Source organism: Terrisporobacter mayombei (assembly GCF_020748465.1).
Classification (GTDB): Bacteria; Bacillota; Clostridia; order Peptostreptococcales; family Peptostreptococcaceae; genus Terrisporobacter; species Terrisporobacter mayombei.
Genome location: NZ_JAHZMP010000003.1, coordinates 1 through 13,972 on the forward strand (window position 1 = coordinate 1; position 13,972 = coordinate 13,972).

Below are 13,972 nucleotides of genomic sequence, written 5' to 3' on the forward strand. Positions count from 1 at the left end.
CAGCTATAGTTCTATCCATATTGTAATGAGGATGTGAGTTTACATCTGATGGCTCTCCATGAGTTGCCCATCTAGTATGCCCTATTCCTAAATGTCCATCAATAGGATTTTTTTCTAGATCCTCAGCAAGTATTGCTAATCTACCTTTAAACTTTCTTATTTCTAATTTGTCACCAGTATTTACGGCAACACCTGCAGAGTCATACCCTCTGTACTCTAATTTTGACAGTCCTTCTATTAAAACTCCTATTGCCTGTCTTTTTCCTAAATATCCAACTATTCCACACATATTATGTGTCCTCCTAAAAATATTATTTTATATATTTTTAGAGTTAGGTCATGAAAAAGCTTACTTGAGTTTTCCTTTGTCCACAGAATCACTTCTATGATTTGAAAAAACCTTAACGATGGTAAACACACCGCAGAGCATCCGCCGAAAAATCGATTAACTCTGTCCTCGTCAACTTAACCCCCAATACTACTAATAAAAAATCATGTTATTGTTAAGTTCTGGCGCTTAGTATTTATATTTGACCTTACTCTTAATTAAACTAATTTCAAAATAAATTTTTTAAAATTAAATTAACTATATTATTTTATAAGTACGATACTAATATATAATAAAGACTATGTCAATCTATATAAATAATCCTACCCATCATAATTTTTTTATCACACAACATAATTGTTTTATTTTACTTGATCTCAAGGCACAGTAAATATAATTAAATTTAATTTTTAATTAGAATCATACATAAAAAAATCGCCTAAAATATTTTTTAGACGACTAATATCTTTTTTTATTAATTATTTAATTCCTACATAATCTTTCATAGAATTTTTAATTGTATATGGTAAATATCTAATTACTAATACTGCCAATAAGCATGTCCCTAATTTATCTATTAAATTATTTCCCACCTTTGCAATAAATGATGCTGCAAATATACTGCTACCACTACTTCTTAACCACATAACAATTACATCAGATGCTGTTCCTGTTAAACCTCCGTAAATCGCAACCCCTATTGGAGTTCCTATTAATGGACAAACTATACTAAGAATTAATCCTGTTATAAACGCAGTTACATATGTAAATTTAAATCTTTTTGCAACAAATCCTACTATAAGTGCCACTGCCACATTGACTAATAAGAATGGAATATCTTTTATACTATACATAAATCCTGTTATTATATTTGTTAATGCTCCTACTATGACCCCTGGCATCGGGCCCATAAGTGCTGCAGTTATAACTGTTCCTAGTGTATCCAAATAGAATGGCAACTTAAGTGCACTTGTAGCTATACCCAGTACTATATTTACTGCTATTGCTAAACCACAAAAAGTTATCATTCTTGACTTACTACTATTCATGATATCATCTCCCTTTTTATTACATTCCAGTTGAATTATATCATGGTTTTATTGAAGTTCAAACGAATCGCTATCATATATATAAAAATACAATACTGCTTATTAATTATAAATTTTTTAAATGAATAATTTCATCTTTTAAAGTTCTAATTGGTATTTTTATATTATGAATATCCAATAGTTTTTTTAATTCTTCTATAAATACACCTGATTCATTTTCTAGAGCTATGCTTTCTATTTTTTCATTCAATGACCTACATCCCCCAAGTTCCCCTCCATAATTACCTTTACAAGTAAAGTTGTATCCACAACTAGGGCTACCATCTATAGCCACAATACCTACTATTTCAAATTTTTCTTTATTTGTATAATACTCTATTAATTGTTCTATTATAGGCTTTAATATAGTATTACAATGATTTTTAAAAAATGGATTATCAAATTGATTTTTTTCATGTCCCCAACGCTTTGAACCATACATTGTAAACTCTGGACATGGTAATTGTAATAGTTCTATATCCTTTTTAAAAACTTCATTCAATAATTCTTTTCTTAAATCATTTTCTTCGTTAATTTCTTCCATATTATAACTTTCAACTTTTGATGCCCTATTTAAAATGCAATGTGTTACAACTAAAATTCTTTTCATAATTCCCCCTTATTTCATTATCAATTATTATTTTTATTATATATTAAAAAAGCCATGGTATTTTATTTTTACCATAGCTTTATATAAAATTCTAAATTGTTTTACATCATAAAGAAGAAGTATGCTAATAAAATAATACCAAGTATTATTCTATACCATCCGAATACTTTAAAGTCATGTTTTTTAATATATCCCATAAGGAATTTTATTGACCATACAGATACTACAAATGATACTACAGTACCCACACCTAGTACAATTAATTCAAAACTTGTAAATGCAAATCCAAATTTCAATAACTTAAGTAAACTTGCACCAAACATTACTGGTATAGCTAAGAAGAATGTGAATTCTGCTGCTATTTCTCTTGATACGCCTATTAATAATGCTCCAACTATTGTTGCTCCTGAACGAGATGTTCCTGGGAAAACTGCGGCTATTAATTGGAATAATCCTATAGTTATAGCCATTTTATATGTAAGTTGATTCATATTTGTAACTTTAGGTATTTTACCCTTGTTATGATTTTCAACTACTATAAATAAAATACCGAATATAATAAGCATAGTAGCTACTGTTTGGAAATTATAAAATAGTGCATTTATTTGATCATCCCATAGTAGACCAACTACTGCTGCAGGAACACAAGCAATTACTATTTTAATCCACATAATAATTATGTCTTTTTGTATAAATGGTTTTCTATCAAAGTTAAAAGGAAAAATCTTTTTCCAATATAAAATTACAACAGCCATAATCGCACCTAACTGTATCACTACAAAGAACATTTCTTTGAAAGCTGGCGACATGCCTAATTGTAGAAATTCATCGACTAATATCATATGGCCTGTACTACTTACTGGAAGCCATTCTGTAATTCCTTCAATAATACCCAATATGGCGGCTTTAAATATTTCTATCCATTCCATGTTTTCACCTCATTTATATTTTCTTTATTTGAATAAAAAAAACCTAATTAATATTTAGGTCTTTTTCTAGTATACCATATAAAGTATGACTTAGCTTCATAATTTTATACTTACCATTTTGTAATAAAATCACAAATTTCCAAAAAATAAAAATCTAATTTGCCTAAATCATCTAATACAACTACACCTAATACGTATAACTATTTTCAATGTAAAAAAAGTTATCTAAAATATTTTTAGATAACTTTCTCTATATTAGGTAGTTAGCTATGCTATTTTTTCTGATTTTCCTTTATTACTTTTAACTCTAGGAAGACCTAGTCCTATAGCAACCATACCACACACAAACATTAATATTGGATAGTGTAAGTACCCAATTATTGCAAATGGTGATATTCCAGCCAAGCCTGCTGCAGTTAATAGTTGTGCTCCATAAGGAATTATTCCTTGCCATACTGATGAAAATATGTCCAATATACTAGCCGATTTTTTTGAATCTATTGCATATTCATCAGCTATATCTTTAGCAATTGGTCCAGCCATTACTATAGCTATAGTATTATTTGCAGTACATAAGTCTACAATACTGACTAATGCTGCTATTCCAAATTCAGCGCCTTTCTTATTTTTAATTTTACTTTGTATAAAATCAAGTACAAAATCTATTCCTCCATTAAACTTAATAAGTTCAACCATACCACCAACTACAACAGATATCATGCAAAGTTCAAACATTCCCGCCATTCCTTCTGATACCGCTGTTATTACTCCAAATAAATCTAGAGACCCTGTTATTATTCCTATAGTTCCTGCAAATATTACTCCTCCACCAAGAAGTAAAAATACATTTGCTCCAAGGACTGCACCAAGAAGTACAAATAAATATGGTAAAACTTTTACTAACTCATAGTTATATGTTTCATTTGATACACTTACATATCCTCTACTCATTACAGTTAATAATATTATAGTAATTATAGCTGCTGGCAGTACTATTAAAAAGTTTACTTTAAATTTATCTCTCATTTCACAACCTTGTGTTCTAGTAGCAGCAATTGTTGTATCAGATATCATTGATAAGTTATCACCAAACATTGCTCCACCTACTACTGCACCTAAAACTAAGGCTACTGGGATTCCAGTTTTTGAAGCAACTGCTACACCTATTGGACCTATTGCCGCTATAGTTCCTACTGATGTTCCCATTGATATAGATATAAAGCATCCTATAACAAATAATCCTGTAACTAATAAGTTGGCTGGTACTACTGATAAACCTAAATTTACTACTGAATCAGCTCCACCCATGGCTTTTGATACACCACTGAAAGCTCCTGCAAATAAGAATATTATAAGCATTAAAATAATATCTTTATTTCCTCCGCCTTTGCAAAATACTTCCATCTTCTCGTTAAAATCAGCTTTTCTATTAAATAAAAATGCTACTGCCGTTGAAATTATAAACGCCACTAAAGTAGGCATTTTATAAAAATCTCCACTAATGACTCCGCTGCCAATAAATAAAATTAAAAATATACCTAATGGTAATAATGCCAATGCACTACCTTTTTGTCTTTCCTTACTCATAATTATTCTTCCTCCCCCATGTAATACTTACTATCTGTTTAAATTTTTATTCTTAAGACTAAAAAAAGCTTGAGAATAATCTCAAGCTTTTATAAACTACGTTATTCCTCATCTTTCAGCCTTCGCTGCAGGATTTAGCACCTTTTTATATATAAATATATATCGGTTGCCGGGTATCATAGGGCCTGTCCCTCTACCACTCTTGATAAGTAAGTAAATATTTATTTTTGTTATAAGTAATATATTAGAATATTTTTTATTCACTGTCAACTTCTTTATTATTTGACATTTATTTTTTATGAATAATTATCATATATCACTTTCTTTTATTATTACACGTTTCATAACTCACCTCTATTAAGTGAATAAATAGCTTATATTTTTTTCAATAATAAAAAAAGGAATTATTAAGATTTACTTAATAATTCCAATATGCACTTTTTCTTTTCGATGATTATAAAACTCTTCTTGCATTTACATAAGCATTTACATAGTATGAACTATTCAGATCATTTATAACAACTCTTCCTTGACCTGATGCAGCATGAATTAATTGTCCATTTCCTATGTAGATACCACAGTGAGTAACTCCACCATTGTTTGAACCAACAGTGTCAAAGAATACTAAGTCTCCTGGTTTTAAATTACTTCTACTTACATAAGTTCCATAGTTACTTTGTAAAGATGATGTTCTAGGTAATGTTATTCCAGCAGCATTTTTAAATACATAGTATGTAAACCCTGAACAGTCAAATCCACTAGGTCCTTGAGCACCCCATACATAAGGCTTCCCTAATAATGTTTTTGCATAAGAAATTATCTTACTTGCTGAAGCGCTAGTTGAAGTATTTGAATTTGAAGAACCCCCTGATGATGGTTTCGTACTAGTTAAATATGTGCTAGAAACATATCCTGTTATACTTCCACTAGTTATTTTCGACCATCCATTACTTGTTGATTTAACAGTTACTTTTGTTCCATGATTTAATGTAGTGATTACTGAGTAGTTTGTTCCTGCTCCTTTTCTTACATTTAATCCAGCCTTTGAGTCTACATATTTAGTAGTTGATGTTTCACTATTTGAATCATTACCAGTACTTGGCTTACTACTACTTAAATATGAACTAGAAACATATCCTGTTATACTTCCGCTAGTAATTTTTGACCATCCATTACTTGTTGATTTTACAGTTACTTTTGTTCCATGACTTAATGTAGTAATTACTGAGTAGCTTGTTCCTGCTCCCTTTCTTACATTTAGTCCAACACTTGCATCTACATATTTAGTAATTGATGTTTCATTGCTATCATTATTTGAAGTGTTACCTGAACTCGACGATTTACTACTTAAATATTGATTCGAAACATATCCTGTTATACTTCCACTAGAAATTTTTGACCAATCACCACTTGTAGTTATTACTTTAACTTTAGTTCCATTAGTTAATGTTGCTATCTTAGCATAGCTAGTTGATGGCCCTTTTCTTACATTTAATCCAGCTGAAGTATTAACATATTTCTCACTTGTTGAAGTTGATGTTCCCTCTGATATATAATCCTTGTGAACATAACCTGTTTTTGAGTTATATTTTATTTTTCTCCAACTACCATTTGAGCCTAAGTAAGTAACTGTTTTTCCTTTTTCTATTTTACCCATAGAATCATACTCTTTGCTTGGTCCAGTTCTAAAGTTTACTCTTCCTGTTATTGTTCTTGTATCATCTGCATGAGAGTTCGTTACATCGGTCATTGGCGCTACTAGCGCTGTAGCTAGCATACCTGCCATTACATATTTTTTATTTATACTCATATTTAATCGATTTTACAATTTTATAAATTGTAATTTCTATCCCCCTTCCAATATGTAACATATATGAGACATATTTACTTGGTATTAATACTATTATTACATTTTTACATTAGTTTGTCTATATTTCGACAGTAAAAAAAATACAAATTTGTAACTTTTTCGTAACTTTTTCTATTTAAAATTATAATCTCTTCCCTAATTTAATTTTAATAAACATTATTTATGGAAAACAATTGTTTTTTTGTAATTTTTATCCAATATGACAAAAAAATAAAATGGTGAATCTTATCAGATATCACCATTTTATTTATAATAAATTTGTTTATTTTTATAATTGAGCTTCTATCTTTGCTTTTATATGTTCTTTTGGAAGGAAACCTACCATTTTATCCACTGCTTCACCATCTTTAAATATTATCATTGTTGGAACAGTTGTTATTGCATATTTTCTTGCAACATCTAATGCTTGATCCACATCAACTTTAAAGAAGTTAACTTCATCCATTTCTCCACTTAATTCTTCAAATACAGGAGCTAACATTTTGCAAGGTCCACACCAAGTTGCAAAAAAATCTACTACACATACTCCCTTTTCTATTGATGTATTAAAATTATCGTTATTAAGTATTTGTGCCATTAAAATATCCTCCATATTTTTCTATATTTTGTTTGTCATTTATATTTTATTACAATAACAAATTTATATCCATATTATTATTAATATATATACCCACTTTTTACATAAATACACATTTTTTATATTTATATAAATAAGTTTAGATTTGATTCTTCTGTTGCTCCTAAATAAGATGCAACTCCTCCTATTTCTACACCATCAATAAATTCTTCTGCTTTTATACCCATAAGTTCCATACTCATGGAGCAAGCCACAACTTTTACACCCATATCCATCGCATTTTTTATTAATGTATCAATATCATCCACATTATGCTTTTTCATAATTTGTTTTATCATTTTAGGTCCCATACCACCCATATTCATTTGCGATAAAGGTAGTTTATCTGTGTTCGATGGTAACATCATATCAAACATTTTCTCCATAGTATCTTTTGAAACAGATGGCTTATTTTTACTTTTTAAGATATTAAGACCCCAAAACGTGAAGAACATAGTTACTGGTTTTCCCATAGATGCAGCTCCTGTTGCTATTATAAATGATGCAATTGCTTTATCTAAATCACCGCTAAATACTACCATTGTAGCTCCATCTTTTTCATTATTGCTTAAAGAGCAAGAAGGATTTACTTTTACATCCTTACTTCCTTTTTGTATATAAGCCACAAAAGCTTTTTTATTTTTGTCAAATTCAGATTTTAATAAAGTGTTTCCTGTTTTATCACACCATGAGTCAATATCTTTTGTAAAACCAGGATCACTTGCCTTAACTTCTAGTATTTGATTTTCTTCCATTTTATTAATTTCTTCAAATACTCTTCTTATTGGACCAGGGCATTGAAGTCCACAAGCATCTAAAGTAACATGGGCATCCACATTTTCCTTATTAAAATCATTTTTATTCATTTCTTTTTCCCCATTATTCTTACTGATATTTTGATTATTTAAAGCTTTTTCTGCTTTTTTAACAGCTAAATAAGTTTTTATTCCACCATCAATATTTACACAATCAAAACCATTTTGAGATAATATTCTACAAGCAATATATCCTCTAAGTCCTACTTGGCATGTGACATAAATCATTTTATTCTTAGGTATTTCATTTAATCTATGTCTTAAAACTGTTAAAGGTATATTAATAGAATTTTCTATTACTCCTGTAGCTAATTCAAATTCTTCTCTTGTATCTAAAATTATAGAATTATTATTGTCTAATTTATCAACTTCATACCATTGAATAACATTTACATTATTTTCAATTATATTTTCAGCATAATATCCTAGCATGTTTACAGGATCTTTTGCTGAATTGTATGGTGGAGCATAACATACTTCTACATCTTGCAAATCATATATAGTAAGATTACCTTTTATTGCAGTAGCTATTATATCAATTCTTTTTTCTACCCCATTTATTCCCACACCTTGTGCTCCAAATATCTTTCCATCCTTAGGGTCAAAGGTCATTTTATATGAAATCGGAAAAGATCCAGGATAATATGATGCACTTGATGATGGATGAATATGAATTACTTCATAATCAATTCCTAATTTTTTCAAAGTTTTTTCATTATTTCCCGTTGTAGCCACAGTATAATCAAAAACTCTTGCTACAGATGAACCAATGCTACCTTTGTACTCTGATTTTTTACCACAAATATTATCTGCAACTATTCTACCTTGTCTATTTGCTGGCCATGCAAGAGGAATCATCGTAGGTTTTTTATTTACAAAATCCATAATCTCCACTGCATCACCTAATGCATAAATATTATCATATGATGTTTTCATATGTTTATCAACTACTATAGCTCCACGTTGATTTAATTTGAGTCCACATTCTTTTGCAATAGTTGTTTCTGGTTTCACTCCTATAGATAGAATTATCATATCTGTATTTATTTCTTTTCCACTAGCTAAAACTATCTTTTTGCCATTATTCTCAAAAGAATTTACACCATCTTTTAAAATAACTTGTATTCCTTTATCTACAATATGTTCATGAATTATGCTTGCCATTTCTATATCTAATGGTGCCATAACTTGTTCACTAGCCTCTACTAATGTAAGGTCTAATCCTAAGTCATGCAAGTTTTCTAGCATTTCAAGACCAATAAATCCTCCACCAACTACAGTTACATGCTTTGGTTTATTTTCATTTATAAAATTCTTGATTTTATCTGTATCTGGTATATTTCTCAAAATAAATAAATTATCACAATCATTAATTCCTGAAATTGGAGGCTTAATAGGGCTCGCCCCTGGCGATAAAACTAAGTTATCATAATTTTCTACATAAGTTTCATTAGTTTTGTGATTTTTAACTGTTACTATTTTATTTTCCTTATCTATTTTAACAACTTCACTAAAATTTCTTATGTCTATATTAAACTTATCACTCATAGATTCTACACTTGTAACTATTAGCTTATCTCTTTCACTTATTGTTCCCCCAATATAATAGGGAAGTCCACAGTTTGCAAAAGAAATATATTCACCTTTTTCAAACATTATAATATTTGCATTTTCATCTAATCTTCTAAGTCTAGCTGCTGTAGATGCACCACCTGCTACACCACCAACTATGATTACTTTCTTACTCATTATAAAAACCCTCCTTTTTATAAATGCAACTTATACTTACAATATATAGGAAGAAGATTTTTTAGACTGTAACATTGTCACATAAAACTAAAATTTTTTTATTTATTTTTTATATCATGAAGGTTGCAAGTAATAATAAATGGGTAATTATTTTGTATATAGATTTATATATACAATTAATATATTAATAAAATTGCGAAATAATAAAGAAATGTGACTATCTTTCTTATTTCATAATATTTAAAGGAGATTTTTCAATGGAGATATACGAAGATATAAGTTCATCAGAGCTAAATAATATGATAAATAATAAAGAAAAACTTATCTTACTTGATGTTAGAACAGAGGCAGAATATAATACAAGTCGCATTCCTAATGCTATAAACATTCCTATAAGTGATTTAGATTCACAAATAGATCACTTATTGCCTTATAAAGACGAAAAAATTATTATTTACTGTCGTTCTGGAAAAAGAAGTATTTATGCAGCCCATTTATTAGATGAATATGGATTTAGTCATTTATACAATTTAACGCAAGGTATTATTGGTCATTTGAATTATTTATAATAAAATACCCACATGAAATATTTCATGTGGGTATTTTATTATAAATTTCTTAAGTATTTCTTAATATTTATAAGATTTTTAATAGTATTTGAAATTTGTTATATAATAATTATAAGGTTACATATACTTTATTTGAAGTAATGAATTCAAATAATTAAACGAAAAGGAGAATTAATATGAGAAGAATATCTTTGTTTATTGTTATTAATGCAATATCTTTATTTATAATTTCAAATTTAATGTCTAGTGTATATATAGGCTCTTTATCAGCTTTAATAATACTTACTATAATTTTTGGTTGCCTTAACTTGATAGTAAAACCTATTATACAATTTTTCTCATTGCCTATAACTATTTTAACCTTAGGGTTATTTTCATTAGTTATTAATGGTATAGTTTTATACTTAGCTTTCTCTATAGTACCAGGTGCAGAACTTAATGGATTCTTAAATTCAATTTGGGCTGCCATACTATTATCTATAGCCAACGCTATATTTTATAATATTTTTGATTAATAACATTATTTAATGATGTTTTATTGCAATAAAAAATCTGTAAAGATATTTTCTTTACAGATTTTTTAATTTAATCCAATTCAAGCATTTCGCCTTTAATAGAGTATATTATCATTTCACAAATATTTGTTACATGATCTCCTATTCTCTCTAAAAATCGACCAACTAGCAGTAATCTTACTGCTTGAGGTATGTTTCTTTCATCTCTTTTCATTGCAGATATACAATCTATATATACTTCATTATATAAATCATCTATTATATCATCTTGTAAAGCAGTTTTGTGAGCTAGTTTTACATCACTATTTATAAAGGCTAATTTTGCACTTTTTAACATATCCATACTTACCCTTTTCATTTTGGGTATATCTATTAACTCTTCAACGTACTCGTCTTCACCTATTTTAATTGTTTCCATAGCAATATTAACAGCATAGTCACCAATTCTTTCAAGTTCAGTAGACATAGTACTAAGTGCATATATAGTTCTTAAGTCCTTCGCCATTGGTTGTCTAAGTGCAATCAATTCAATAATTTGCTCTCTTATATATCCTCTTAAATTATCTATATCATCATCTAAACCTATTATTTCTTTAGATTTTTCTATATTTTTTTCAACCATTGCATTTACAGCTTCTTCAACAATATTTTCACACCTATCCATCATTTCTATGGAAATTTCTTTTAAAGAATTTATACTTAAACCTAAGTTATTGTCATTTTTTTTCATTTAAACACTCCTTATTTTTATCCAAATCTACCTGTAATATAGTCTTCCGTTCTTTGATCTTTAGGATTTGTAAATACTGTTTTCGTGTTATCAAACTCCACTAAATCACCACTTAGAAAAAATGCTGTTTTATCAGAAATTCTTGCTGCTTGTTGCATATTGTGCGTTACTATTACCACTGTAAATTTTTCCTTCATTTCTTCTATAAGCTCTTCTATTTTTAATGTGGAAATAGGGTCTAGAGCTGAAGTTGGTTCATCCATAAGTATAACCTCAGGCTTAAGGGCAATAGTTCTAGCTATGCAAATACGTTGTTGTTGACCACCAGACAGTCCAAGAGCTGAAGATTTAAGTCTATCTTTAACTTCATCCCAAATAGCCGCACCTTTTAAACTTTCTTCAACAATTTTATCCAGTTGTTTTTTATCTTTTATACCCTGTACCCTTGGACCATACGCTACATTATCATAAATACTCATTGGAAATGGATTTGGTTTTTGAAATACCATACCCACCTTTGTCCTAAGCTCTATTACATCGTCATCTTTATAAATATCTACTCCATCTAACTTAATTTCTCCAGTTATTTTTACATTATCAATAAGGTCGTTCATTCTATTTAAAGTTCTTAAAAATGTGGATTTTCCACATCCCGATGGACCAATTAAAGCAGTTACTTCGTTAGGTTCTATATCTATATTTATATTTTTTAAAGCTTTATTATCACCATAAAATAATTCTAAATTTCTTACACTTATTTTAATATTTTGCGACATTTTAACACCTCTCTTTAGTAATTAGCTTTATTAAATTTCTTGCTTATTAGTTTAGCAGTATAATTTAGAGCTAATATTATTACTATTAAAACTATTCCAACTGCACAAGCCTGATTTATATCTCCATTTTCCTTAGTTACTAAATATGCTTGTACTGTTAAAGTTCTTGCACTATCAAATAATGAGTAAGGCATTTGTGCCACAGTCCCTGCCGTAAGCAATATAGCCGCAGATTCACCAATAACTCTACCCATGGCTAAAATTACGCCAGACAAAATACCTGGTATTGAACTTGGAATAATAATTTTATATAGAGTTTGAAACTTTGTTGCACCTAATCCTAAAGACGCTTCTCTATAACTGCCAGGTACAGTTTTTAAAGATTCTTCTGTAGTCCTAATTATAATAGGAAGAATTATAATAGCCACGGTAAGTGACCCTGATAATATTGAATAAGAATAATTAAGAGCTACTACAAAAAATATGCCTCCAAATAATCCATAAACTATGGATGGTATTCCTGATAAACTTTCTGTAGCAAATCTAATTATTTTAACTATCTTTCCTTGTTTTGCATATTCTTGCAGATATACTGCTGATAATATGCCAATAGGAGTTGCTATTAATATTGATAATAATACTACATATAATGTAGTTATAATCATTGGCTTAATTCCTCCACCATTAGATGAATAATTTCCAAATATAAAGGATGGACTAATCAATTTTATACCATTTAAAAATATGAAACCTACTATTAATATAAGAACACTTATTGTAAATATTGCACACAAATATACTAAAGCATTCAATATGTTATCTTTAGTTTTATTCATATTATTCTTCCTCCTTATTAGAAATCATACTTAGTATTAGGTTAAGTATAATAATAAATATAAATAACACAATTCCTGTTGCAAACAACATTTCTTGATGTGTTCCAAAGGCGTATCCCATTTCTAAAACAATATTTGTAGTAAGAGGTCTTACGCTATCCATTAATGAACTTGGAATTGCTGGTGAATTTCCTGCTACTAGTATAACTGCCATAGTTTCACCAATGGCGCGCCCTACTCCAAGTACTACAGCTGCTAAAATTCCTGATTTTGCTGCTGGAAGAACTATATTAAAAGTAGTTTGTGTTTTTGATGCTCCAAGCGCCAAAGATGCTTCTTTATATGATTTAGGTACAGCCCTTATTGCTGTTTCTGACACAGTAATTATAGTTGGCAACATCATTACTGCTAAAACAATAATTACCGCTAGTAAGCTTTGACCTTTTGGTAAATTAAATATTTTTTGTATTTTAGGAACTAGAAATGCTAAACCAAATATTCCATATAATACTGATGGAATTCCTGCCAATAACTCTACAGCTGGTAAAATTATTTTACTCAAGGATTTTGGGGCAACTTCTACGATAAATGTTGCAGTTAAAATACCTACAGGAACACCAATAATTAAAGAACCTAAGGTTGCATATACTGAGGCTAATATCATAGGTAATATACCAAATTTATCTGCAGATGGTACCCATTCAGTTCCTAGTAAAAAATCAATAAAAGAATATCCTTTAGATATAAATGGTATGGAACCTTTATAGAAAACAAATCCTATTATAAGTAATAAACTTATTACAGAAATAAATGCACTTAGTAAAAATATCTTTGATGTAATACTCTCTATTAAATATTTATTTTTATTTGAATTATTTTTCACTCGATTAATATTTTCGTTCATAAGTTTCTCCTTAGATGTATAAAATCCTCCTTAGATTAATAAAGGAGGAT

At 29.0% G+C, this 13,972-nt stretch carries 13 protein-coding genes, 1 pseudogene and 1 riboswitch; of the genes and pseudogenes, 2 read left to right on the forward strand and 12 right to left on the reverse strand.

The window, feature by feature from the left end:
- The 8 genes and pseudogenes from K0039_RS10690 to K0039_RS10725 form a co-directional block, all read right to left on the reverse strand.
- Positions 1–289 (reverse strand): annotated as a pseudogene (locus K0039_RS10690) (glutamine--fructose-6-phosphate transaminase (isomerizing)); the annotation flags it as partial.
- Between the two features lie 518 nt (positions 290–807).
- Positions 808–1,377 carry a CD3073 family putative ECF transporter S component gene (locus K0039_RS10695; protein ID WP_228105062.1) on the reverse strand — a complete coding sequence of 190 codons (570 nt, stop codon included), beginning with the start codon at positions 1,375–1,377 and terminating at the stop codon, positions 808–810.
- Between the two features lie 106 nt (positions 1,378–1,483).
- Positions 1,484–2,026 carry a CD3072 family TudS-related putative desulfidase gene (locus tag K0039_RS10700; protein WP_228105063.1) on the reverse strand — a complete coding sequence of 181 codons (543 nt, stop codon included), beginning with the start codon at positions 2,024–2,026 and terminating at the stop codon, positions 1,484–1,486.
- 101 nt (positions 2,027–2,127) lie between these two features.
- Positions 2,128–2,955, reverse strand: a complete 828-nt coding sequence (locus K0039_RS10705; protein WP_228105064.1) for an undecaprenyl-diphosphate phosphatase — start codon at positions 2,953–2,955, stop codon at positions 2,128–2,130.
- A 267-nt stretch (positions 2,956–3,222) separates the two neighbouring features.
- Positions 3,223–4,542, reverse strand: coding sequence for a Na+/H+ antiporter NhaC family protein (locus K0039_RS10710; protein ID WP_228105065.1), 1,320 nt, complete (start codon positions 4,540–4,542; stop codon positions 3,223–3,225).
- 105 nt (positions 4,543–4,647) lie between these two features.
- Positions 4,648–4,754: riboswitch (SAM riboswitch) on the reverse strand.
- Positions 4,755–4,996: 242 nt separating this feature from the next.
- Complete coding sequence (locus K0039_RS10715; RefSeq protein ID WP_228105066.1) at positions 4,997–6,352, reverse strand: C40 family peptidase; 1,356 nt, start codon at positions 6,350–6,352, stop codon at positions 4,997–4,999.
- A 328-nt stretch (positions 6,353–6,680) separates the two neighbouring features.
- Positions 6,681–6,989 carry a thioredoxin gene (trxA, locus tag K0039_RS10720; protein ID WP_228105067.1) on the reverse strand — a complete coding sequence of 103 codons (309 nt, stop codon included), beginning with the start codon at positions 6,987–6,989 and terminating at the stop codon, positions 6,681–6,683.
- A gap of 125 nt (positions 6,990–7,114) precedes the next feature.
- Complete coding sequence (locus K0039_RS10725; RefSeq protein ID WP_228105068.1) at positions 7,115–9,592, reverse strand: CoA-disulfide reductase; 2,478 nt, start codon at positions 9,590–9,592, stop codon at positions 7,115–7,117.
- Between the two features lie 257 nt (positions 9,593–9,849).
- On the opposite strand from K0039_RS10725, the gene K0039_RS10730 reads away from it, so the two are divergent.
- Positions 9,850–10,161, forward strand: coding sequence for a rhodanese-like domain-containing protein (locus K0039_RS10730; protein ID WP_228105069.1), 312 nt, complete (start codon positions 9,850–9,852; stop codon positions 10,159–10,161).
- A 176-nt stretch (positions 10,162–10,337) separates the two neighbouring features.
- Complete coding sequence (locus K0039_RS10735; RefSeq protein ID WP_228105070.1) at positions 10,338–10,676, forward strand: phage holin family protein; 339 nt, start codon at positions 10,338–10,340, stop codon at positions 10,674–10,676.
- A 70-nt stretch (positions 10,677–10,746) separates the two neighbouring features.
- On the opposite strand, the gene phoU is transcribed toward K0039_RS10735, so the two are convergent.
- From phoU to pstC, 4 genes are read right to left on the reverse strand one after another with little or no spacing between them, the layout of a single operon-like run.
- On the reverse strand, positions 10,747–11,406 hold the full coding sequence (gene phoU / locus K0039_RS10740; protein ID WP_228105071.1) for a phosphate signaling complex protein PhoU: 660 nt from the start codon (positions 11,404–11,406) through the stop codon (positions 10,747–10,749).
- A gap of 17 nt (positions 11,407–11,423) precedes the next feature.
- The gene (gene pstB, locus K0039_RS10745) at positions 11,424–12,182 is read right to left on the reverse strand and encodes a phosphate ABC transporter ATP-binding protein PstB (RefSeq protein ID WP_228105072.1); all 759 of its coding nucleotides are present in this window, start codon (positions 12,180–12,182) and stop codon (positions 11,424–11,426) included.
- A gap of 14 nt (positions 12,183–12,196) precedes the next feature.
- On the reverse strand, positions 12,197–13,018 hold the full coding sequence (gene pstA / locus K0039_RS10750) for a phosphate ABC transporter permease PstA (protein ID WP_228105073.1): 822 nt from the start codon (positions 13,016–13,018) through the stop codon (positions 12,197–12,199).
- 1 nt (position 13,019) lies between these two features.
- A complete protein-coding gene (gene pstC / locus K0039_RS10755; RefSeq protein WP_228105074.1) occupies positions 13,020–13,922 on the reverse strand; it encodes a phosphate ABC transporter permease subunit PstC in 903 nt (300 codons plus the stop codon).
- Positions 13,923–13,972 lie beyond the last annotated feature (50 nt).

What these genes read in the sequence shown, in the direction of transcription:
- K0039_RS10695 (WP_228105062.1), bottom strand. Translation starts at nt 1,377, where the DNA reads ATGAATAGTAGTAAGTCAAGAATGATAACTTTTTGTGGTTTAGCAATA.
- K0039_RS10700 (WP_228105063.1), bottom strand. Translation starts at nt 2,026, where the DNA reads ATGAAAAGAATTTTAGTTGTAACACATTGCATTTTAAATAGGGCATCA.
- K0039_RS10705 (WP_228105064.1), bottom strand. Translation starts at nt 2,955, where the DNA reads ATGGAATGGATAGAAATATTTAAAGCCGCCATATTGGGTATTATTGAA.
- K0039_RS10710 (WP_228105065.1), bottom strand. Translation starts at nt 4,542, where the DNA reads ATGAGTAAGGAAAGACAAAAAGGTAGTGCATTGGCATTATTACCATTA.
- K0039_RS10715 (WP_228105066.1), bottom strand. Translation starts at nt 6,352, where the DNA reads ATGAGTATAAATAAAAAATATGTAATGGCAGGTATGCTAGCTACAGCG.
- trxA (WP_228105067.1), bottom strand. Translation starts at nt 6,989, where the DNA reads ATGGCACAAATACTTAATAACGATAATTTTAATACATCAATAGAAAAG.
- K0039_RS10725 (WP_228105068.1), bottom strand. Translation starts at nt 9,592, where the DNA reads ATGAGTAAGAAAGTAATCATAGTTGGTGGTGTAGCAGGTGGTGCATCT.
- K0039_RS10730 (WP_228105069.1), top strand. Translation starts at nt 9,850, where the DNA reads ATGGAGATATACGAAGATATAAGTTCATCAGAGCTAAATAATATGATA.
- K0039_RS10735 (WP_228105070.1), top strand. Translation starts at nt 10,338, where the DNA reads ATGAGAAGAATATCTTTGTTTATTGTTATTAATGCAATATCTTTATTT.
- phoU (WP_228105071.1), bottom strand. Translation starts at nt 11,406, where the DNA reads ATGAAAAAAAATGACAATAACTTAGGTTTAAGTATAAATTCTTTAAAA.
- pstB (WP_228105072.1), bottom strand. Translation starts at nt 12,182, where the DNA reads ATGTCGCAAAATATTAAAATAAGTGTAAGAAATTTAGAATTATTTTAT.
- pstA (WP_228105073.1), bottom strand. Translation starts at nt 13,018, where the DNA reads ATGAATAAAACTAAAGATAACATATTGAATGCTTTAGTATATTTGTGT.
- pstC (WP_228105074.1), bottom strand. Translation starts at nt 13,922, where the DNA reads ATGAACGAAAATATTAATCGAGTGAAAAATAATTCAAATAAAAATAAA.